Below are 22,643 nucleotides of genomic sequence, written 5' to 3'. Positions count from 1 at the left end.
CATAATTTTAAACCTTAACCATTTGAAAGTAAAGAAAAAAGTCAAAGAAAGGACATTTAACCTTATAAATATTGGTTATATTATACCTGTTTATAATAAAGATGGTAGAGGGCAGGTTACATCGCCTATTGGCATAGGTGATGCTTAATCTAAAAACGAGGATCTCTGTTGATCTTATATCCTCGAGAAGAAAAATTTATCTTTTTTACACCGCACTTTTTAAACTAGCCACAGTTTCGGCACTGGATATCTCGTTCGATTGGTTGGATTGGTTGGTTTATGGGTTGATTATCTAGTTGGCTAAAAGTGAGTTGTAGTAAGCTTTCCACGATTTTTTCGTGATGTTGTACACTGCAAATCACTTTATTTTCTAATAAATCGAGCATTTCATGATTGCCAAATGTCGCGATAGCTAATTGTTTTGGAATGGCTTTGTATTTGGCGAGCAAGGCTTGGAATACGCCGCGTAATAATGTTAAAGAAGTAACAAAAATCGCTTCTGGTAATGGATTGTGCTCAAGCCATTGTTGCATAATTTGGGCAGCACTTTGTTTGTGGAATTGTTCAGCATATAAAAACTGTGCAGAAATCGACCGCGCTTTTAATGCTTGGCGAAAGCCTTTTTCTCGTTCACAGCTTGTCGCTAATTCTGGCACTGCACCGAGGAATAACACGTTATTATAGTTGTTTTGCAATAAATTTTCCGCTAGACGAAAAGCGTCTTGTTCATCATTGCTTAATACATTCTGTACCTTGTCCACCATAATTTTTCGGTCGAAACCAATGATGGAAACTTTATCTGCCTGCTGTTGATAAAAAGGATCATCAGAGGCTAAGGCGCTAGACACAATGAGGGCATCCACTTTACGACGTAGAAGTTGTTGAACACAGGCTATTTCATTTTGCGCGTTGTCGTTGGTGCAACCGATTAATAATTGGTAACCTTTTTCGCGACAACGATTTTCTAATAGATTGGCGATTTGCGCGTAGCTGATATTTTCAAAGTCTGGAATGATTAAACCGATAGTATTGGTTTTGCCAGCTCTTAAACTGGCAGCAAGGGCATCAGGTTTGAAGTTATGCTCTTTAATTAAGGCGTTGACTTTAGCAATGGTTTTATCGCTCACGCGATATTGTTTCGCTTTGCCATTGACCACATAGCTTGCTGTTGTGCGTGATACGCCCGCTAATTTTGCTAATTCATCTAACTTCATCCTAATCCTTAACCATTCCGTCCATAAAAATGAGGGGAACGATTATAAACAGATCATTTAATACAAATAAAGTATAAATCTTCCGAAGTTTGATCAGGATCGCAAAATTTATCTTCTTTTTTAGTCAAAATGTTCTAGCCCGTATTGATAAAGGGCATTTTTTTTGTAGCCATATAATTCAGCGACAATTGCTGCTGCTTTTTTTAATGGTAATTCTTGGCTTATCAGTTGTAAGGCTTTAATAGCTTTCGGTTCAAATTCTTCCTCTGCCCTTTGTGTATTTCCTTCCACAATCAACACCATTTCGCCTTTGGTTCGATTCGCATCCTGTTGCAACCATTGACGTAATTGGCCAACTGCATCGCCGGTTATGGTTTCCCATGTTTTTGTAATTTCGCGAGCAAGCACAACATAACGTTCTGCCCCAAAAACGCTTTCTATATCTTCTAGGGTATCCAAAATGCGATGGGTACTTTCATAGAAGATTAAAGTGCGGTCTTCTTTGACTAAGTTTTGTAATTTATCTTGTCTTGCTTTGCTCTTGGCAGGTAAAAAACCTTCGAAGCAAAAACGATCTGAAGCAATACCAGAAGCACATAATGCAGTAATAGCGGCACAAGCACCCGGCACTGGCACCACTTTAATGCCTGCTTGACGACATTTTCTCACCAAATGAAAACCTGGATCGCTAATTAATGGCGTGCCAGCATCAGAAATCAGCGCAATATGGCTCCCCTGTTGCAGTTTTTCTACCAATAAATCCGCTTTTTGCTGTTCATTATGATCGTGTAAAGCAAAAAACGGCTTTTTAATCGCGTAATGGCTCAACAATAAACCGCTGTGACGCGTATCTTCCGCCGCAATTAAATCTACTTGTGCAAAGGTTTCTAAAGCGCGCTGGCTAATATCTTGCAAGTTGCCAATTGGCGTTGCCACTATATATAAAATGCCTGAATTCATCATTTTGTGTCTTCTTTTATTGCTTTTAATCGATGAGAGAAGTAAGATCCTACCATCTTTCTGACGAGGAGTAATTATGACTATTCTATTACAAGGTACTAAATTTAAAAAACGTTTAATGCCACTTTTATTTCCTGTGATGTTAGCCGGCTGTACCAATCTATTTGGCAGCAACTTTGCAGAAGTATTAAAAAACGACGCCAATGCTAGTTCTGATTTTTATATGAATAAATTAGAACAAACTCAGGATCTTGAAGATAAACAAACCTATAAATTACTTGCAGCTCGTGTATTAGTTACTGAAAATAAAATTGCACAAGCAGAAGCCTTATTAGCAGAACTTGTGGATTTAACACCAGAACAATTATTAGATAAATCATTAATTGAAGCTCATATTTCTGCGCTTAAAAATAAAAATAGCAATGCAGAAAACCAATTAAGTTCAATCAATTTAGCTTTATTAAGCCCATCACAAAAAGCACGTTATTATGAAGTGGTTTCTCGTGTGGCAGAAAATAAACGCGATATGATTGAAGCGGTTAAAGCGCGTATTCAAATTGATGCCTTACTCACAGATGTGCAACGAAAACAAGAAAATATTGACCGCACTTGGGCATTATTGCGTAACACCAATAAAGGCACTATTAGCAACACTTCAGCGGAAGGCAATGCAGCTTTAGGTGGTTGGTTAGCCTTAGCACAAGCTTACAATGATAATTTGAATAATCCATCTCAACTTAACCAAGCATTACAAACTTGGAAAGCGAATTATCCAAATCATAGCGCAGCTTATTTGTTCCCAACTGAACTCAAAACCATGTCTAATTTCCAACAGACGCAAATCAATAAAGTAGCATTGTTGTTACCATTAAGCGGTAATGCTCAAGTGATTGGCAATTCTGTGAAATCAGGTTTTGATAGCGCGCGAGGTGATGCAGCTGATATTCAAGTTGATGTGATTGATACGGTAGATAAAGATATTCCGACAATTATCGAACAAGCCAAAATGTCAGGCGCGAAAGCGGTTGTTGGTCCATTGTTAAAAGCCAATGTGGATGCGGTATTAAATAATCCAAATGCAATTCAAGGGTTAAATGTGTTGGCATTAAATGCAACAGCAAATGCTCGTGCCGTAAACCAGCTTTGCTATTATGGATTAGCTCCAGAAGATGAAGCAGAATCAGCCGCAAACAAAATGTGGGATGATGGTATTCGCTCACCATTAGTGATGGTACCACAAAGTGATTTAGGGCAACGCACAGGTAATGCATTCACTGTACGTTGGCAACAACTAGCTGGCACAGATGCGAATATTCGTTTCTATAATAGTGCACAAGATATTGCCTTAGCTTTAGAAGAAGGGGTATCAAAAGAAGCGCAAGCCATGTATATCGTTGCGTTAAGTGAACAGCTTTCTGAAATTAAATCTGTGATTGATAATGTCAATCCAAATTTAAAACTTTATGCAAGTTCACGCATTAATTCATCCAATAATACACCAGAATATCGTTTACAAATGAATGGATTACAATTTAGTGATATTCCATTCTTTAAAGAAACTGATTCTGAGCAATACAAAAAAATTGAAGCACAAACAGGCGGTGATTATTCTTTAATGCGTTTATATGCAATGGGAGCTGATGCTTGGTTATTAATCAATCAATTCAATGAGTTACGCCAAGTACCAGGCTATTCAGTGAGCGGTTTAACTGGTAAATTAAGCGCGGGGCCAAACTGCAATATTGAACGTGATATGACTTGGTTCCAATATCAAGACGGTAATATTCACACCTTAAAAAATTAAGATGTTCTCTTCTAAACGTCAACAAGGGGCGCAGTTTGAATATCAAGCTCGCCTCTTTTTAGAAAATCAAGGGCTACAATTTGTCGCAGCTAATCAGCAATTTAAATGTGGCGAGTTGGATCTCATTATGCGAGATGGCGAAACCTTGGTGTTTGTGGAAGTTCGCCAACGTAAAAATGATCATTTTGGCTCTGCTATTGAAAGTGTGGATTGGCGTAAACAACAAAAATGGCTTGATGCGGCAAGTCTTTGGCTCGCACAACAAGGACAAAGTTTAGAAGATGCAGATTGTCGCTTTGATTTAATTACCTTTGAACAAAGTCCCTCTTCAATTGAATGGTTACCTAATTTCCTTGAATAATATGTTAAACAAAATTAACGATCTCTTTGCTGAAAATATTCAAATTCAAATTGCAACGTCAAAATCTCTCGCCAATCAACTTAATGTGGCAACGCAACATCTTGTCAGTTGCTTACTGCGTGGTAATAAAATTATCGTGTGTGGTATTGGTCGTTCTTATGCTAATGCGCAATGTCTTGTGGCAAATTTACTCAATCGCCACGAATTAGAACGCCCAAGCTTTCCTTCAGTATTACTAAATTTAGATAGTGCGGTGGGTTCTGCCATTGTTTTTGATAATCCATTGGAACAATTATTACAACGCCAATTTAACGCGGTGGCACAACAGGGCGATATCTTAGTTATTCTCTCTCCTTTTGGTGATGAATTACCGATTATCAATGTAATCAATCAAGCCTTTACCAAAGAAATCCCCATTATTGCTTTAACGGGTGATAATGCGCACCACTTGCGCGGTTTATTAAGTGAAAATGATTTGGCTCTTTCTGTGCCTAGCAATAAAGAAAGCCGCATTTTAGAAAGCCATTTATTTATGATTAATTTATTTTGTGAATTAATTGATCACCAATTATTTACACAAAATAGTTGACAAAGTAGCCCTAGCACAACACACTAAGGCAAACAAACATTGAAGGAGAAATGGTCAATGAATATGAAAACATTTAAGAAAATCAGTCTGTTATTAGGTGCTACTTTTCTTTTACAAGGTTGTATCGCTTTAGGTTTAGGTGGTGCTGCAGTAGCAACAAAAGTAGGGACCGATCCTCGCACAATGGGGACACAACTTGATGATGAAACCCTCGAATTTAAAGTTTATGATGCTGTAACCAAAGATGAGCAAATCAAAGCGGAAGGTCGTGTGGTTGTGGTTTCTTATAGTGGTCGTGTGTTGCTATTAGGTCAAGTGCCTGATGAAAGTTTGAAATCCGTCGCAACGGGATTGGCGCAAGGCGTAGAAGGTGTGAATGATGTTTATAATGAAATGCGTACAGGCACGCCAATTTCATTTGGTCGCAAATCACAGGACAGTTGGATAACAACCAGAATTAAGTCAGATATGTTGTTAAATTCAGCCGTTAAGACAACCGATATTAAAGTGGTCACCGAAAACAAAGAAGTGTTCTTGATGGGTAATGTAACACAAGAACAAGCTGATGCTGCTGCTGAAGTCGCTCGCAATGTATCTGGTGTTGAAAAAGTGGTTAAAGTATTCAAATACCTTAACTAAAATTTAGCAAAAATAGACCGCACTTTTAAGGTGCGGTTTATTCTTTTTTACTTTTGAATTTAAAAGGGGAATATATGTTTAATATCAGTAAACAACAGGTTTTAGATGCATTCAATTATCGCGCAGCTTGCCGCTACTATGACATCAATAAAAAAATCAGCCGAGAAGATATGGATTATATTTTAGAATTGGCTCGACTTTCACCAAGCTCTGTGGGCTCTGAACCTTGGAAATTTATTGTCTTACAAAATCCAGCATTACGCGAAAAAATTCATCCTGTCTGTTGGGGAATTAAACATCCTATTGCTGAAGCAAGCCATATTGTAGTTTTATTAGCGAAAAAGAATGCACGCTACGATAGCGAATTCTTTCGCGTTTCTTTAGCTAAACGAGGTTTAACAGCGGAACAAATGGAAGCGACGATTGCGCGCTATCAAAGCTTCCAAATCAATGATATAAAAGTGCTTGAAAATGACCGCACTTTATTTGACTGGTGCAGCAAACAAACCTATATTGCCTTAGGCAATATGATGACAGGGGCCGCGCTAATTGGTATTGATAGTTGCCCAATTGAAGGCTTTAACTATGACGAAGTAAACCGTATCCTCGCAGAAGAAGGTTTGTTTGACCCAAATGAATACGGCGTTTCTTGCATGGTGACTTTCGGTTACAGAGCAAAAGAAATCACTAAAAAATACCGCAAGCCAACTGAAGAAGTAGTTGAGTGGATTGAATAAAACATCATGAAAAATGACCGCACTTTAGCGGTCATTACTTTTATCACAGATAAAATTGGAGAAAAAATGAACTATAAAGTTGTTGCCTTTGATCTTGACGGTACCTTATTAAATAGTGAAGGAAAAATTTTACCTTCAAGTAAACAAGCGATTCAACGCTGTATTGAGCAAGGTATTAAAGTGGTGCTTGTTACAGGTCGCCACCACACTGCTACTTATCCTTATTATGTTGAGCTAAATTTAGATACACCAATGATTTGTTGTAACGGTACCTATTTGTATCAACCGCAAAATGACGAAGTGCTGATTTCTAATCCTTTATCATTGCAACAAGCAAAACAACTCATTGATTTAGCAGAAAAATATCAATTACATTTATTAATTTATTCCCGAGATAAAATGAATTTTGCCAGCTTAAATCCTCATATGGCCAAATTCTCACAATGGGCAAATAGTTATCCAGAAAATATTCGCCCAAAACTAAATCTGTTAGACAATCTGAATTCGCTGATTGAAAACAAAGAAATTATTTGGAAAGGCGTACTCAGCCACCCAGATAAATCGCTAATGGAACAAGCTCTCGCCGAATTATCTCCACAAGAATTTAGCTGTGAATGGTCTTGGTTTGATCGTGCCGATATTGCTAATTTAGGTAATACCAAAGGTGCCCGATTAGTTGAATTGTTAAAAATGTGGAACATCGAGCCACAACAGGCTATCGCATTTGGTGATAATCATAATGACACCTCAATGATCACCGCTGTGGGTTTAGGTGTGGCAATGGGGAATGCTGAACCCGAAGTGAAGCAACAAGCTAAACTTGTTACGCTAAGCAACAATGAAGATGGGATTGCCCAAGTTCTTGCAGAATATTTAGCAATATAAAAACGAAAAGTGCGGTGAATTCCACCGCACTTTTTTATTGCTTAAGATTTTACTTTTTGCAAAAGTTATATAATACCCTTGGTTCGCTCAACAATTATTGTCCGTAATAAGCATTTTTACCATGTTTGCGTAAATAATGCTTATCAAGTAATTCTTGTTGCATTGATTGCACATTTGGACGAATCAGTTTGCTACAGAAATTCATATAAGCCACTTCTTCTAATACAACGGAATTATGCACTGCATCATGTCCATTTTTACCCCAAGTGAACGGGCCATGTGAATGAACTAATACGCCTGGCACCATATTAGGATCGATATTGCGTTTACGGAAAGTTTCTACAATCACTTTACCTGTTTCAAGTTCATATTCGCCCGCAATTTCTTCTGGGGTCATTTTGCGCGTACAAGGCACAGAACCGTAGAAATAATCGCCCTGTGTTGTGCCTAACGCTAAAATATCTTCACCCGCTTGTGCCCAACCCACTGCATGGCGTGAATGGGTATGCACTACACCACCGATTTCAGGGAATTGACGATAAAGCTCTAAGTGCGTAGGTGTATCTGAAGAAGGCTTTTTATCGCCCCATACTCTGTTGCCATCTAAATCAACAATGACAATATCATCAGCGGTCATCACATCATATTCCACGCCAGATGGTTTGATCGCCACTAATCTTGTTTCAGGATCAATTTCACTGACATTTCCCCAAGTAAATGTCACTAAGCCATATTTTGGCAATTCAAGATTTGCTTTTAATACACGTTCTCTCAATTCTTTTAACATTGGAAACCTCCCTCTTTCATTTTTTGTTCAATCCAACGGCGTGCATTAATAATTTCCGCAATTGGTTCTTCTGCTTTTTCTGTCCACATTTCAATTAAAAATGCACCGCGGTAATTTAATTCCGCTAAGGTTTTAAAACAAGATGCGAAATCAACACAACCATCGCCAAAAGGTACATCGCGGAATTGACCCTTACAGGTTTCTGTCACTTTAAATGTATCTTTTAAGTGGATAGCAGAAATTTTGTCGATACCTAATTTTAACTCTTCTGCCACATTGTCGTTCCATGCAGAAAGGTTGCCTAAATCGGGATATACGGTAAACCAAGGCGATTTGATAATATCGTCCCATTTTTTCCAGCGAGAGATTGAACTCATAAATTTGGTATCCATAATCTCAACTGCAATGGTCACTTGATTGCTTGCTGCAAGCTCAACTGCCCATTCTAATCCTTGTTGGAAACGCTCAATTGTGCCTTCATCTTGCTCTTCGTAATATACATCATAACCAGCAAGTTGGATTGTACGAATACCCAAATCCACAGCAAGCTGAATGGCTTTTTCCATAATTTCATAAGCTTTCTTACGCGTTGCTTCATCTCGGCTACCAAATGGGAAACGACGATGTCCAGAAAGACACATTGACGGAATAGTCACGCCCGTATTCACAATCGCTTTCACTAATTTTAAACGTTCTTTTTTCGTCCAATCTAAACGTGCTAAACGTTCATCAGTTTCATCAATTGAGATTTCAACGAAGTCAAAACCACACGCTTTCGCAATAGAAAGGCGATCTTGCCAACTGATATTTTTTGGTAAGGCTTTCTCATAGATGCCTAATTTATGTTTTCTCACAAACCACTCCTATTTTTATACTGTTTTTAATGCTTCAACTAAGCATTGATAGCGTTGATATTTTTGCTGATAAGCATCAAAATTTTCTGGATTAGGTAAAATTTGTTGCATTTTACCACTTAAAATTGCCATGTCACTTAAATTCATACCAGTACCTTGCATTGCCATTAAGGCTGCACCTAAACAACCCGTTTCCTCTACAGCTGGAATTTCTAATTTCATTCCAGTTAAATCCGCTAACATTTGCATCCATACTTTAGATTTAGCTGGACCACCAGTTACTCGTAAGACTTGCGTATTCGGAAAACGTTTTAACATGCGATTTAAATGGTGCATTAAACTAAATAGCACGCCTTCATAAATCGCTTGCAATAGATGCATTTTTGTATGATAAGCTTGCATACCATAAAAGCCCGCTTGCATACCTAATCCTGCATTTGAACCATATAAGAAAGGCACAAATAAAACTGAACTTGCAGCTGGTGGTAGTTCAGCTATGCCTTGATTGATTTCATCGTAGCTTAAATCACCCCATTGCTGCACGAACCATTCTAAATTCCCCGCAGAAGTTGGGCTGGCTTCATGAACAATAAATTTATTTTCTTCTGCATAACGACCATAAACAAATGGCAATGTTTGTGTACTATCAATATGTGAGGTAATGCCACTCACCACAGACCAAGTACCCAATACCGCGTTTAATTTGGTTTCATCATCTAATCCTGCACAAAGTGCGGTGGAAACTACGTCAAATAATCCGCCTACAACTGCAGTACCTACAGCTAATCCTGTTTGTGCGGCCGCCTGTTCAGTGACATAACCAGCCACTTGATTAGCAGCAATCACCGGTGGCAATTTGTCCATTATTTCAGATAAGCCTAACAATTCAGCTAACTCAGGATCGTAGCGTCCCTCTGCCATATTATAAAGATTCGATTCTGAAATATTGGTTTCTTCGCAATGCAATTCACCAGTTAAGCAAAAACGTAAATAGTCGTGAGACATCAGTACTGAACCAATTTTTGCATAGCGTTCAGGCTCATTCTCTTTTATCCAACGTAAAATCGAAACAGGATGACCTGTCCATAAGGTTTGACGAGTGATAGGATATAATTTTTCAGGAATACCCTGTTGCTGCCATTGTTTTACAATTTCAATAGAACGCTGATCTGAAGATAAAATCGCTCTCCCTAAAGGCTGGCGATTTTTATCCAATAGGAATGCTCCTTTACCTTGTGCCGAGATTCCCACAGCCTTAACTGCGGTGGAATTTACGCCACTTTTTTCAATTGTCTTTTTAATTACATCTGCACAAGCTGACCATAGCTGCGGCATATCACGTTCCGCATAGCCTGCAATATCACTAATTAACATCACGTTCTCTCTTGTGCTGGCAAGCATATTGCCCGCGGTGTCAAATAGTGCAGCTTTGATAAACGTACCACCACAATCAATACCAAGGTAATAGTTCATAATTTTTCCTATTGAAAAGTTAAACGATAAAGGCTATTCGATGCCGTAATAAATCATGTTTTTTGATCGTTGCCAAACGTACAATTTGAAGTTGTTTTGCCTAGAATAAAGCGTCCGGGTAAAAAAATAATAGGTTATCGCTGGGCATGTCATCATTTCGACAACGAGGAAAGTAAAAAAGTGCGGTTAAATTTGACCAAGTTTTATCAAATTTAACCGCTTATCAATTATTGAGCTAATGCATCAATTTGTTTTACTAAACCATCGCCATTTTTCTCGATGAAGGCTTTACGCACATCTTTTTCGATAATCGCTTTGAATGGTTGTGTATCTACTTTTTCAACGATTTCAATGCCCGCTTTTTGTAATTTTTCGAAAATACCTTTTTCATTTTTTAAATTAAGCTCACGTTGGAATTTACCCGCTTCTTGAGCTGATTCCACCACTGCTTGTTGTAATTCAGGACTTAAACCATCAAATTTTGCTTTGTTCATCACAACAATTAATGGAGTATAACCATGGTTAGTTAAGCTAAGGTGTTTTTGTACTTCATACAATTTCGCTGACCAGAAAATACCTACTGGATGCTCTTGCGCATCAACAGCTTTAGTTTCTAACGCAGTGTACAGCTCACCTAATGGCATTGGCACTGGGTTTGCACCTAATAAGCTAAATGCTTGAATGTACATTGGGTTTTGGTTAGTACGTACTTTTAAGCCTTTGATATCATCAGGTGTTTTAACTGGGTGTTTAGAGTTTGTGAATGAACGGAAACCTACTTCCCAGAAAGCTAAACCTTTTAAGCCTTGTGCTTCTAAATCTTTTAATAAGCCTTGACCAATTTCACCATCTAATACTTTGTAAGCATGCTCACGATCTTTGAAAATAAATGGAATATCAATTACATTTAATTTTGGCTCTAAACCAGAGAAATTTGGAGATCCTGACATTTCGATATCAAGTGTACCACCACGAACTGCGCTAATCATGGTTTGTGCATTACCTAATGTGCTATCAGGGAAAAGGCTTAATTTGATTTCGCCTTTCGCTTTTTCTTTTAACAACTCATCAAATTTTTTCGCCGCTGCATGTTGGGTATCGCTGCGAGGTGCTTCATAACCAAAGCGTAATTTCACTTCAGCATTCGCTGTTGATAATACAGCCATACCTGCAACAAAAGCTGCTAAAGTTTTAAGATTAAATAATTTCATAATAATCTCCTAATAGATTAAGGTTGCATCCACGAAAGTGGGGTTAAAATTAATGATGGAACAAAAATAAAGGTAAACAATAACACGACCATCATCAGCATATAAGGCAGAATACCTCTTGCTGCTTGGTCAAATGGTAATTTTGATACCCCTGTTATAACGTTTAATACATTACCGACTGGTGGTGTAATCAAACCAATAGAGGTGTTTAAAATAAAGAGTACGCCAAAATACACTGGGTCAATACCCGCTTCTTCAACCAATGGCATTAATACAGGTGTTAAGATTAATACCGTTGGGGTTAAATCCATTACCATACCAATGACAAAAACAACGAACATAATGACAATCAGTAGTAAGGTTGGCGAATCAATTAATGGGCCAAGCAATTCTGTCATCATTTGTGGTAATTCAGCGATAGTGATTAACCAGCCAGTCACATTTGCTGCAGCCACTAAGAACATAACTACCGCTGTTGTTTTACCCGCTGCTAAAATCACTTTATATAAATCTTTGAACTTAAGTTCACGATAAACAAAGAGTGAAACAACAAGAGCATAGAAGGTTGCCACAGCACCCGCTTCTGTTGGGGTGAAAATCCCTGTACGGAAACCACCAATAATAATCACAGGTAATAATAGCGCCCAGATACTGTTTTTAAATGAGATGCAAAGTTCTTCTTTAGATGCTTTAGAGAAAGTCATTAAATCTAAACGTTTTGCTTGCCACCACCAAAGTCCAGCTAAACAGAATCCCATTAAGACACCAGGGAAAATACCGGCTAAAAAGAGTTTAGTGATTGATACACCACTTGCTACACCAAATACAATAAATGGAATAGAAGGTGGAATAATTGGTGCGATAATACCCGCAGTACCAATCAAGCCAGCAGAACGATCAATTGGATAACCTGTTGTTTTCATCATTGGCAATAACATTGCAGCAACCGCTGCTGTATCTGCAACAGCAGAACCCGATAAGCTCGCCATAATCATTGCAGCTAAAATCGCAACAAAGCCTAATCCACCACGTTTATGACCAACCAGTTTCATTGGTAAATCAATAATACGCTTAGACAATCCGCCTTCATTCATGATTTCGCCAGCAAGAATAAAGAATGGAATCGCCATTAAAGAAAAGCTATCTGCACCACTCACTAATTGTTGCGCTAAAATTTGCGCATCAAATAAATCTAAATGAAGCATTAATGCTACGCCACAAACTAATAGCGCAAATGCAACAGGGATACCAAGAATGATCGCCCCTAATAATACAGAGAGGAAAATCACAACTGTCATTGGTTATCTCCTTTCACTAACAAGCCAACCGTAGTTACAAGTCTAACTAAAATTAAGATGCCAATTAATCCCCCTGCAACAACACTTGCAAAAAAGGTAATCCCTTGCGGTAAACCAGAAATTGGCGCTAAATTATTAAGGTTTAACTGAAATTGAATCCAGCTCCCCGTCACAATTAAATAACAACAAAATAGCATTGCACTATCTGTTACCAAGCTTAATAAATGACGTTTCGTTGCCGATAATTTGCTTGTTAAAATGCCTACACTCACATGTTGATTATCTCTAAATGCAAGGATTGCACCTAAAAAAGCTAACCAAACAAAAAGATAACGAGACACTTCTTCAGTGACATTAATACTGCTATTAAAGCCATAGCGTAAAACAACGTTTAAGAAAACCAAGCAAGACATAGCGGCTAATATGGCAACCACCAATCCTTCTAATATCTTGCCTACAAATGTTGCTAAAGATTTCATTTTCAACCTCAAATCTCGCTCATTGCAATTTTTACAACAACTTTGCGAATTTTAGATACTTCACCATCAATGCAAGCTGGGCGATGCACATCATGTGGGAAGAAGACAGCAAAACTGCCTTCTTTCATAATAAGTTCATTTTCGCCTTCAGCATCTTGATAGAACTGAATATCACGTTCTGGATCATATTCAATGGCAACCTGGTTATTACCCAAATCAGGTGCAAATCCCATACGCTCTTTGCCTGAGTGAAGATATTGCACATCAAGATAAGCGCGGTGGATTTCTGGCAAGTTTTCAGATTTTGGTTTGGTTTCCAAATCTAATACTTGCACATAAATCAGATTATCTTTAATCGAATAACGGCCTGCAGGCAGGTTATCAAAATCCGTATCTTGCAAATATTTCAACGCTGTTTGAATTGCAGCTGGATAAACTTTTAAATCCACATTAGAAATATGACCAAAAAACATAATAACTCCGATTATAAGGATTTTAATTTCGCCCAAACGGTTTCATCAACTGGGATACCATTGGCTTTGTTGTCAGCTAAAATTGTGGTGAACTCATGACCAGGTAAACGTACTTCCACATTAGGATCTGCACGCTCAGCTGTTTTCACATAATCCATAATGCGTTGTAATTTCTCATCTTTAGTTTTGCCATCAATTAAACGATCCACTTCGATAGCAATAAACACTTGAGAAACACAGTATTCATCATCTTTATCTTCTGTTACTGCTGCAGTAGATAAGCCGTTAGAAAGTAAAGTTGCGATCATATCTAATACGATTGATAAACCAGAACCTTTCCAGAATCCCATCGGTAATAAGCGACGGTTACGTTCTACTGTTGCAGGATCACGTGTTAGGTTACCATCATCATCAAAGCCTGCATCAACCACAGTTTGACGCCCCGCTAAACGATTGACTTCTAACATACCATAAGAATACATAGAGCAAGACATATCAACCATTGTGATTGGGTTACTTGGTACCGCAATAATTAATGGGTTAGTACCAATGCGACATTCTTTTGCGCCCCAAGGTGGCATAACCGCTAATGCGTTAGTCCAACAAATCCCGATATAGCCTTTTTCAGCAGCTTGCCAACCGTAACCACCACCACGCATCCAATGGTTTGCATTTTTAAGTGCTACTACACCAATACCAAATTGATCCGCGATTTCCATTGCGCGATCCATCATTTTTTGTGCAGTTAAGTTACCAATTGCTTGGTGAGCATCCCATTGTTCAATAGCCCCTAAAGAAAGAACTTTTGTTGGCTCAGCTTCAGGCACTACATCGCCTTTTTCTAATTGTTGAATAAAACGAGGAAAACGATTCACACCATGTGAATACGCCCCTGCCTGAGTGGTATCCGCAAACAAGGTTGCGCAATCTTCAGCAATATCTTCTCTTACGTTACGAGCAAGTAAAACACGTTTAAATTCTGCTTTTAAATCAGCATAAGAAACTCTCATAAAAAACCTCGATTTCAGATTGTAAAATTTCGTTTCATAAATTACGCTTAGTTAGGTTTAAAGTCAATTGTAGCCCTAAAATAAAAAACCTTTAAAATCATACAATTATTATTTATTTTTCAATTTTGTGAACTAGATCACAAAAATAAATCAAATCATTTCATATTATGGAACCCTACAACAATATATAAAAAATACGAGGGAGAAGTACCATGTCTGAAGAAAAATGCAATGGAAACCAGAGTTTAATCAGAGGATTACGTTTAATTGAGTTACTCAGTAATTTTCCCAACGGTTGCCCATTAGCACAAATATCTGAAATCTCAGGCTTAAATAAAAGTACTGCACATCGTTTACTACAAGGGTTACAAAATGAAGGCTTTGTTCAACCCGCTAGCACAGCAGGAAGCTATCGTTTAACAACAAAATGTCTTGGTTTAGGTCAGAAAACCCTATCTTCTCTTAACATTATCAATGTGGCAGCACCCTATTTGGAAAAACTCAATCTCACTTTAGGCGAAACTGTTAATTTCTCAAAACGAGAACAAGATCACGCCATTATGATTTATAAGCTTGAGCCCACCACAGGCATTATGAAAACGAGAGCTTATATTGGGCAGCATTTACATCTCTATTGCTCAGCGATGGGCAAACTCTATCTGGCTTATGAAAAGGAACGCCATTATTTAAGTAAATATTGGCATTCACACCGCGAAATTATTGCCCCATTGACCGCCAATACGGTGACGCAAATGGATATGATGGAAAAAGAATTACTCGAAATTCGCCAAGAACAGTTCGCAATGGATAGAGAAGAAAATGAGCTTGGTGTCGTGTGTATCGCTGCACCAGTGTTCGATTACTTACATAATGTGGATTATGCAGTGTCCGTTTCTATGTCCATTTATAAACTAAAACAATATGGTATTCATTTCTTCTTAGACGAAATTAAACAAACTGCGCAGGATATTTCAAAGGAATTAGGGTATTTAGGCTAATATGACGCAAATATAAAGGGACCTCTGTCCCTTTATGCCAAAATCACATCTAAGCCTTTTTGTTTCAATTGTTGAATAATTTCGGGATCGGCTTCTCTTCCAGTCACAAGCATATCAATATGCTGAATGTCACTGAATAACATCCCCATTTGCTTACCTAACTTTGAGCTATCAAGCAATACAACCAATTTACCGACTTTCGATAACATTCTTTGTTCCGAATTCGCAATCAACATATCGGTTTTATACAACCCCTCTGCCGTAATGCCTCTGCCACTGGTAAACATAATATTTGCCGCATACATCGACTCCGCATCGCTACTGATAGACAAAGTAACTGCTTGATTTTTATGATATTGCCCACCAATGATCACAACATCATCATGATCATTTTCAATTAAATAATTAGCAAGAGGAAGAAAATGTGTAATAATTTGCACATCACGACCACAAAGGCAACTACCAAGCATTTTCATAGTGCTACCACAGGTCAAAATAACACTTTCTCCTCCAACACAAAGTTTTGCGGCAGCTTCTGCGATACGTTGTTTTTCTTCCGCATTCGTTGTTGGTGTATTCGTTAAAGTGCGGTGTATTTTTGATGAGATTTTTTCTGCACCATTACGCACTTTTTTCAATCTGCCCTGCTCACTCAATTTGGTAATATCACGACGTGCTGTTGCTGGCGACACACCTAACAACTCAATAATGTCCTGAGTAGAAAGTGCAGTTCGTTCTTCTAATAATGTTAATAATTGTCGGTGACGATAATTTTCGTTCATTATTTATCATTCCTTAATTGACGAGATATTATTCCATCAATAATGAACAAATAAGCTATGCCTAAAATAGAAAAATGAAGGGCGTATGAGATACGCCCCCATTAAATTACAGCATTGATTTAAATTGAATATTTGGTTCTTGTTCGAAGCAATCATCGAATCCACGAGGGTGATGATATTCAATTAAATCTTTGTCCTGTGGATAAACATATTTGCCGCCCACTTCCCAAATAAATGGATGGAATTTGTATTGTAAGCGGTCTTTACGCATACGCCATAAATCAATGATTTCTTGCGTACTTGCCATAAAGTTTGTCCAAATATCATGATGTACAGGAATAATCACGTTACAACGTAAACATTCAGCCATTCTTAATAAATCCACTGATGTCATTTTATCTGCAATACCCACAGGGTTTTCGCCGTAGTTATTTAATGCAACATCAATATCAAATTGTTTACCATGTTTTGCAAACTGAATTGAATAATGAGAGTCTGCACCATGATAAATATTACCGCCTGGTGTTTTGAATACATAGTTTACAGCTTTACGTCCCATTTCTTCATCTGATGGGCAAAGACCTGCTAATTCACCACCTTGTTCTTCTGCACCTTCAACTGGTAATGTCACTAAACAAGTGCGGTCAAAAGAATCTAATGCGTGGATCTCAACGTCTTTTAATTTCACTACGTCGCCTGGTTTCACCACAATAATACGCTCTTCAGGCACGCCCCATTTTTTCCATAATTCAGCACAATGCCAAGGACCCACAAATTTCACATGATCCAATTTCGGATTATTGACAATTGCCGCCGCCACATTCACATCAATATGATCACTGTGATAGTGAGAAGCTAAAATGAAGTCCACTTCATTAATCGCAAATGGATCTAACACCATAGGTTGTGCACGTAAGTTTGGTTGTAATTTACGTACACCCGCCATATTTGCCATTTGGTGACCACGCACCATGTCTTTCACTTTTTTAGTGGATTTACCGCGACCACACCATAAATCCATACAGATATTTGCACCAGCAGGAGTTTTAATCCACACGCCCACACAGCCTAGCCACCACATTGCGAAGTTGCCTTCTGGCACGACTTCGTTTTCAATTTCTTCATTTAACCATGTGCCCCACTCTGGAAAAGTAGAAAGGATCCAACTTTCACGAGTAATTTCACTAATTTTGCTCATCGCTAACTCCTAAAATATAAAATGGAATGAAATAATCAAAAGCAATCATATATAATCAAAAATAATAACTCAACATAAAAAAATGAATTTTGTGATCTTGATCTAATTTTTTATGTTTTTCTTTCTTTTATATGAGATCATCAATAGATAAAGCTTTCTTCAAAAGTGCGGTGGAAAAATCAATATTTTTTCAAATATGATAAAATAAAATGTGACATCGCTCACAAATAATCAAATTAAATCTTTTTTAATCTTTATAAATTGATATTATTCATTCCGCAATCTTCCATTTCTGGAAAATGATTTTATGGCAAGTAAATAAGTGCCATCAGTTATTATTAATATATCAACACATAATAAGAGGTAATCTTATGGAAATGCTAACCGATTTTCTGCTCTTTCTAAAAGATCAGGTATTGAATAAAGCACCATTCTTACTAGGTATTGTAGCCTGCTTAGGCTATATTCTTTTGAAAAAAGACACCACAACTGTTGTGAAAGGAACCATCAAAACTATTGTTGGTTTTATGATTGTACAAGCGGGTTCTGGTTTCCTTGTTTCTAACTTTAAACCTGTTATTGAAGGTTTATCTAAATTCCACAACCTTACAGGTGCGGTAATCGATCCATACACCAGTATGCAAGCGACAATTCAAACCATGGCAGATAACTATGCTTGGGTGGGTTATGCAGTCATCGGCGCGCTATTCTTAAACATCTTATTAGTGGTATTTAGACGCTTTACTGGTATCCGTACCATTATGCTTACTGGTCATATTATGTTCCAACAAGCCGGTCTTGTTGCAGTATTCTATATGATTATCGGCGCGTCAATGTGGGAAACGATTATTTATACCTCTGTATTAATGGCATTATATTGGGGTATTTCTTCTAATATTATGTACAAACCAACGCAAGCAGTAACTGGTGGTGCAGGTTTCTCTATTGGTCACCAACAACAAATCGCTTCTTGGATTGCTGTTAAATTAGCACCAAAACTTGGTGATAAAAATGACAGCGTAGATAATATGAAATTACCAAAATGGTTACATATTTTCCACGACAGTATTTCTGCAACTGCGTTAGTAATGACCATCTTCTTTGGTATCATCTTACTCTCATTCGGCTTTGACAACTTACAAACTATGGCGGGCAAAACCCATTGGTTTATGTACATCTTAGAAATGGGCTTGAAATTTGCGGTAGCAATTCAAATCATCGTAACGGGTGTACGTATGTTCGTTGCTGAACTTTCAGAAGCATTCAAAGGTATTTCTGAACGCTTAATTCCAAACTCTGTATTAGCGATTGACTGTGCGGCGATTTACGCCTTCTCTCCAAATGCAATGGTATTCGGTTTTATGTGGGGTGCAATCGGTCAGTTCGTTGCAGTAGGTTTATTACTTGGCTTTAGCTCACCAATCCTCATCATCCCAGGCTTTATCCCAATGTTCTTCTCTAACGCAACCATTGGTGTATTTGCAAACCAATTTGGTGGTTGGAAAGCTGTGATGAAAATCTGTTTTATTATGGGTATGGTTGAAGTATTAGGTTCTGCTTGGGTTATCCAAATGTTAGCAAGCCAAGGTACTGTGTTCAATGGCTGGATGGGTATGGCAGACTGGGCATTATTCTTCCCTCCGATCCTACAAGGTATCATCAGCGTACCAGGTTTCTTCTTCATCATTGTGGCTTTAGCAGTAGTTTATATGGCGTCTGCGTCAAAAAGATTACGTGCTGAAGAAGCAGAAGCTGCAGCAAAAGGTTTAACACTTGAACAATTAGATGGTTACGGCTTAGATGAAGTTGCTCAAGCAGCTGAAAAAGAAGTAAAAGTTGAAACTGTGGTTAATACCAATGCTGATGTAAAACCAATCCGTATCTTAGCAGTTTGCGGTTCAGGTCAAGGTTCATCAATGATGATGAAAATGAAAATCAAAGGCTACTTAGATAAACATGGCGTACCAAATGTGATGGATTCTTGCGCAGTAACTGATTACAAAGGCAAATTAAACGAAGTTGATATCATCGTATCTTCTCGCCACCTTGCTGATGAAATTGAAGTAGGTGAAGGCAAATCAGTACTTGGTGTACAAAATATGTTAAATCCAAACTCATTTGGTGACGAGCTCATCGCTCTCATTAAAAAACATCAACAACAATAAAAGATATGAATATTATGTAGGACCTATATAATAGGTCCTCTTTATTCCCAAAGGACGATATATGAATTTAAAACAAGCTCTGATTGAAAATAACTCAATCAAATTAAATCAATCTGCCAATAACTGGCAAGAAGCAATCAAAATTGGTACAGATATGTTAGTTGCTTCTGGTGCTATTGAAACACGTTATCATGATCGCATTATCCAATGCATTAATGAAATGGGACCTTATATTATTCTTGCACCAGGCTTAGCAATGCCGCATGCTCGCCCAGAAGATGGCGTAAATCGCACAGCCTTTGCGTTGGTAACATTAGAAAAGCCGGTTTATTTTGAAGGTGAAGACGAAGGTGTTGATGTCTTCTTAACACTTGCAGGTAGCGATTCTGACCAACATATGCAAGGTTTAATGGAAATCACACAAGTACTTGATGATCCTGACAGTGAAACTGGTGTTGATTTAGATAAAATTCGTCGCTGCAAAACAGCAGAAGAAGTTTATGCAGTGATTGATGCAGCATTAAACCAATAAAACTCAGCAAAAATTAACCGCACTTTTATACAAAATATTTTAGAAGGAAAAATAAAATGTCTAAACCTTTACTTCAAATTGCACTTGATTCTTTAAGTTTAGAAAAAGCCGTCGCTGATGCGAAACAAGCAGAAAGCGTAGTAGAAATTATTGAAGTTGGCACAATCTTAGCTTGCGCAGAAGGTATGAAAGCAGTGAGCACATTACGTGCTTTACACCCAAATCATATTTTAGTTTGCGATTTAAAAACTACTGACGGCGGTGCTATTTTAGCTAAAATGGCATTTGACGCAGGCGCTGACTGGTTGACAGTTTCGGCAGCAGCACATCCAGCAACGAAAGCGGCTTGTAAAAAAGTAGCTGATGATTTCAACGCAGCAAACCCATACTTAAAAGTGAAAAAAGAAATTCAAATCGAAATTTATGGTAACTGGACTTTTGAAGATGCGAAAGAATGGGTTGATTTAGGCGTTAAACAAGCGATTTATCACCGTTCTCGCGATGCCGAATTAGCAGGCAAAGGTTGGACTGATGAAGATATTGAAAAAATGAAACGTCTTGAAGAGATTGGCTTAGAACTGTCAATTACTGGCGGTATCGTTCCTGAAGAAATTCATTTATTCAAAGAAATCAAAAATGCGAAAGTCTTTATCGCAGGTCGTGCTTTAGTAGGCGAAAAAGGCAAAGCAACAGCGAATGCAATTCGTGCTGAAATCGACAAATATTGGGCATAATCAGACCAATTTTTACCAAACGCTTAGCTAAAGCTAAGCGTTTTATTTTATCGATTAAATACAAAACTAAGGTCTCAATTAAAATTTATAAAAATTACACCGCGGTTTAGTATATTATTTTAAATTTTCCTCAGTTTTATCCTCAATATCAGAAAAAATCACTCTTTTTTAATTACAATTACAAAACTTATCGCTAAAATGGTAACTCTTTTTTTATCGATTTTATACTTAAGGAGCCTTTAATGAAAAATAAAACGTTAGGTAGTGCTTTAATCATTGCTGGCACAACCATCGGTGCGGGAATGTTAGCAATGCCACTCACATCGGCCGGCATGGGCTTCGGTTTTACCTTATTACTTTTAGTGGGATTATGGCTTGTTTTAGCCTATACAGGACTATTATTTGTTGAAGTTTATCAAACAGCAAAACAAAAAGACGATGGTGTCGCCACCTTAGCCGAACAATATTTTGGCTTATTTGGTCGCGCCCTTTCTACCATTAGCTTATTAGTGTTGTTATATGCACTCTCTGCTGCCTATATTACGGGAGGTGGTTCATTGCTTTCTGGTTTACTGCCAGATTTAGGCGACAACACATCCAAAATCGCCATTATTTTATTTACTGCGGTATTAGGCACCTTCGTTGTAGTTGGCACTAAAGGGGTGGATGGCATTACTCGCCTACTATTTATGGGGAAACTCATTGCTTTTGCCTTTGTATTATTAATGATGTTACCGAAAGTGGCATTTGAAAATCTATTGGCATTACCCTTAGATTACGCTTTCGTTATTTCAGCAACCCCAATTTTCTTCACCTCTTATGGTTTCCATATTGTAATGGGTACCATTAATAGTTACTTAGATGGTGATGTAAAACGCTTCCGTCGTGCCGTATTTATTGGTACTGCTATTCCATTATGTGCCTATTTATTGTGGCAACTAGCCACTCATGGCGTACTAAGCCAAAATGAATTTATGAACATTTTGAAAGCTGATCCAACTTTAAACGGATTAGTGAATGCCACACGTCAAATTACTGGTAGCAATCTATTAGGCGAAGTAGTACGCATTTTCTCATCTTTAGCACTCATTACTTCTTTCCTAGGTGTTATGTTGGGAGTATTTGAAGGTTTAGGCGATTTATTCAAACGCTTTAATCTTCCTGCAAACCGCTTAACATTAAGTATCGCCGCATTTACGCCGCCATTGGCATTTGCGTTATTCTATCCAAATGGCTTTATTGCCGCTTTAGGTTATGCGGGTTTAATTTGTGCATTCTATCTATTAATTTTACCGGTAGGATTAGCTTGGCGTGCACGTCAACAACACCCAAATCTGCCATATCGTGTTGTCGGAGGCAATGCTGCGCTGATTATTGGTTTGTTATTAGGCATTATTATTATGATTATTCCATTCTTAATTGAGGCAGGCTATTTACCAACAGTAGCTGGATAATCTATC

Annotated in this window: 23 protein-coding genes; 11 read left to right on the top strand and 12 right to left on the bottom strand. The window is 37.9% G+C overall.

The features are described 5' to 3' along the window. Positions 1-224 precede the first annotated feature (224 nt). Positions 225-1,214, bottom strand: coding sequence for a catabolite repressor/activator (cra, locus tag ACT2CV_RS06285; protein ID WP_464972278.1), 990 nt, complete (start codon positions 1,212-1,214; stop codon positions 225-227). 120 nt (positions 1,215-1,334) lie between these two features. Then, positions 1,335-2,177 carry a 16S rRNA (cytidine(1402)-2'-O)-methyltransferase gene (gene rsmI / locus ACT2CV_RS06280; protein ID WP_464972277.1) on the bottom strand — a complete coding sequence of 281 codons (843 nt, stop codon included), beginning with the start codon at positions 2,175-2,177 and terminating at the stop codon, positions 1,335-1,337. Positions 2,178-2,250: 73 nt separating this feature from the next. On the opposite strand from rsmI, the gene ACT2CV_RS06275 reads away from it, so the two are divergent. The 6 genes from ACT2CV_RS06275 to ACT2CV_RS06250 all read left to right on the top strand — a co-directional run bounded on the left by ACT2CV_RS06275 (position 2,251) and on the right by ACT2CV_RS06250 (position 7,189). After that, a complete protein-coding gene (locus ACT2CV_RS06275; RefSeq protein WP_464972276.1) occupies positions 2,251-3,978 on the top strand; it encodes a penicillin-binding protein activator in 1,728 nt (575 codons plus the stop codon). A 1-nt stretch (position 3,979) separates the two neighbouring features. Then, the gene (locus tag ACT2CV_RS06270) at positions 3,980-4,339 is read left to right on the top strand and encodes a YraN family protein (protein ID WP_464972275.1); all 360 of its coding nucleotides are present in this window, start codon (positions 3,980-3,982) and stop codon (positions 4,337-4,339) included. 1 nt (position 4,340) lies between these two features. Continuing rightward, the gene (locus tag ACT2CV_RS06265; protein ID WP_464972274.1) at positions 4,341-4,928 is read left to right on the top strand and encodes a D-sedoheptulose-7-phosphate isomerase; all 588 of its coding nucleotides are present in this window, start codon (positions 4,341-4,343) and stop codon (positions 4,926-4,928) included. A 57-nt stretch (positions 4,929-4,985) separates the two neighbouring features. Further along, positions 4,986-5,567, top strand: coding sequence for a division/outer membrane stress-associated lipid-binding lipoprotein (gene dolP / locus ACT2CV_RS06260; protein WP_464972273.1), 582 nt, complete (start codon positions 4,986-4,988; stop codon positions 5,565-5,567). A 74-nt stretch (positions 5,568-5,641) separates the two neighbouring features. Further along, entirely contained in the window at positions 5,642-6,304 is a 663-nt protein-coding gene (locus ACT2CV_RS06255) for an NAD(P)H-dependent oxidoreductase (RefSeq protein ID WP_464972272.1), read from the top strand. Between the two features lie 66 nt (positions 6,305-6,370). Continuing rightward, on the top strand, positions 6,371-7,189 hold the full coding sequence (locus tag ACT2CV_RS06250) for a pyridoxal phosphatase (protein WP_464972271.1): 819 nt from the start codon (positions 6,371-6,373) through the stop codon (positions 7,187-7,189). Between the two features lie 94 nt (positions 7,190-7,283). Here ACT2CV_RS06250 and araD read toward each other — a convergent pair whose 3' ends face one another. From araD to yiaK, 8 genes are all read right to left on the bottom strand, one after another. After that, positions 7,284-7,976 carry an L-ribulose-5-phosphate 4-epimerase gene (gene araD / locus ACT2CV_RS06245; RefSeq protein WP_464972270.1) on the bottom strand — a complete coding sequence of 231 codons (693 nt, stop codon included), beginning with the start codon at positions 7,974-7,976 and terminating at the stop codon, positions 7,284-7,286. Then, complete coding sequence (locus ACT2CV_RS06240; RefSeq protein WP_464972269.1) at positions 7,970-8,830, bottom strand: L-ribulose-5-phosphate 3-epimerase; 861 nt, start codon at positions 8,828-8,830, stop codon at positions 7,970-7,972. The genes araD and ACT2CV_RS06240 overlap by 7 nt, the downstream gene beginning before the upstream one ends. Positions 8,831-8,845: 15 nt before the next feature. Beyond that, positions 8,846-10,303 carry an FGGY-family carbohydrate kinase gene (locus ACT2CV_RS06235; RefSeq protein WP_464972268.1) on the bottom strand — a complete coding sequence of 486 codons (1,458 nt, stop codon included), beginning with the start codon at positions 10,301-10,303 and terminating at the stop codon, positions 8,846-8,848. A gap of 227 nt (positions 10,304-10,530) precedes the next feature. Next, positions 10,531-11,514 (bottom strand): TRAP transporter substrate-binding protein, encoded by a 984-nt coding sequence (locus ACT2CV_RS06230; RefSeq protein WP_464972267.1) that lies wholly within the window; start codon positions 11,512-11,514, stop codon positions 10,531-10,533. Positions 11,515-11,531: 17 nt separating this feature from the next. Then, a complete protein-coding gene (locus tag ACT2CV_RS06225; protein WP_464972266.1) occupies positions 11,532-12,812 on the bottom strand; it encodes a TRAP transporter large permease subunit in 1,281 nt (426 codons plus the stop codon). Beyond that, entirely contained in the window at positions 12,809-13,291 is a 483-nt protein-coding gene (locus tag ACT2CV_RS06220; protein ID WP_464972265.1) for a TRAP transporter small permease subunit, read from the bottom strand. The genes ACT2CV_RS06225 and ACT2CV_RS06220 overlap by 4 nt, the downstream gene beginning before the upstream one ends. Before the next feature lie 8 nt (positions 13,292-13,299). Then, on the bottom strand, positions 13,300-13,764 hold the full coding sequence (locus ACT2CV_RS06215; protein ID WP_464972264.1) for a NanQ anomerase/TabA/YiaL family protein: 465 nt from the start codon (positions 13,762-13,764) through the stop codon (positions 13,300-13,302). An 11-nt stretch (positions 13,765-13,775) separates the two neighbouring features. Further along, positions 13,776-14,774 carry a 3-dehydro-L-gulonate 2-dehydrogenase gene (yiaK, locus tag ACT2CV_RS06210; RefSeq protein WP_464972263.1) on the bottom strand — a complete coding sequence of 333 codons (999 nt, stop codon included), beginning with the start codon at positions 14,772-14,774 and terminating at the stop codon, positions 13,776-13,778. 212 nt (positions 14,775-14,986) lie between these two features. Between yiaK and ACT2CV_RS06205 the strand changes: the two genes are divergently transcribed. Beyond that, entirely contained in the window at positions 14,987-15,772 is a 786-nt protein-coding gene (locus ACT2CV_RS06205; protein WP_464972262.1) for an IclR family transcriptional regulator, read from the top strand. A 32-nt stretch (positions 15,773-15,804) separates the two neighbouring features. Here ACT2CV_RS06205 and ulaR read toward each other — a convergent pair whose 3' ends face one another. Continuing rightward, positions 15,805-16,554, bottom strand: a complete 750-nt coding sequence (gene ulaR, locus ACT2CV_RS06200) for an HTH-type transcriptional regulator UlaR (RefSeq protein WP_464972261.1) — start codon at positions 16,552-16,554, stop codon at positions 15,805-15,807. Between the two features lie 106 nt (positions 16,555-16,660). Next, entirely contained in the window at positions 16,661-17,752 is a 1,092-nt protein-coding gene (gene ulaG, locus ACT2CV_RS06195; RefSeq protein ID WP_464972260.1) for an L-ascorbate 6-phosphate lactonase, read from the bottom strand. A 371-nt stretch (positions 17,753-18,123) separates the two neighbouring features. Here ulaG and ACT2CV_RS06190 point away from each other — a divergent pair, with 371 nt between their 5' ends. The 4 genes from ACT2CV_RS06190 to ACT2CV_RS06175 all read left to right on the top strand — a co-directional run bounded on the left by ACT2CV_RS06190 (position 18,124) and on the right by ACT2CV_RS06175 (position 22,637). Further along, positions 18,124-19,917, top strand: a complete 1,794-nt coding sequence (locus ACT2CV_RS06190; protein WP_464972259.1) for a PTS ascorbate-specific subunit IIBC — start codon at positions 18,124-18,126, stop codon at positions 19,915-19,917. Positions 19,918-19,978: 61 nt separating this feature from the next. Next, positions 19,979-20,449 carry a PTS sugar transporter subunit IIA gene (locus ACT2CV_RS06185; protein WP_464972258.1) on the top strand — a complete coding sequence of 157 codons (471 nt, stop codon included), beginning with the start codon at positions 19,979-19,981 and terminating at the stop codon, positions 20,447-20,449. A gap of 56 nt (positions 20,450-20,505) precedes the next feature. Further along, on the top strand, positions 20,506-21,183 hold the full coding sequence (locus ACT2CV_RS06180) for a 3-keto-L-gulonate-6-phosphate decarboxylase UlaD (RefSeq protein ID WP_464972257.1): 678 nt from the start codon (positions 20,506-20,508) through the stop codon (positions 21,181-21,183). 242 nt (positions 21,184-21,425) lie between these two features. Further along, entirely contained in the window at positions 21,426-22,637 is a 1,212-nt protein-coding gene (locus ACT2CV_RS06175; RefSeq protein ID WP_464972256.1) for an aromatic amino acid transporter, read from the top strand. Positions 22,638-22,643 lie beyond the last annotated feature (6 nt).

The sequence above is a fragment of the Reella acinonychis genome (assembly GCF_052384575.1).
Taxonomy (GTDB): Bacteria; Pseudomonadota; Gammaproteobacteria; order Enterobacterales; family Pasteurellaceae; genus JBQSUQ01.
Note: the sequence above shows the minus strand (reverse complement) of the source record. Positions and strands in the feature narration are given on the sequence as shown.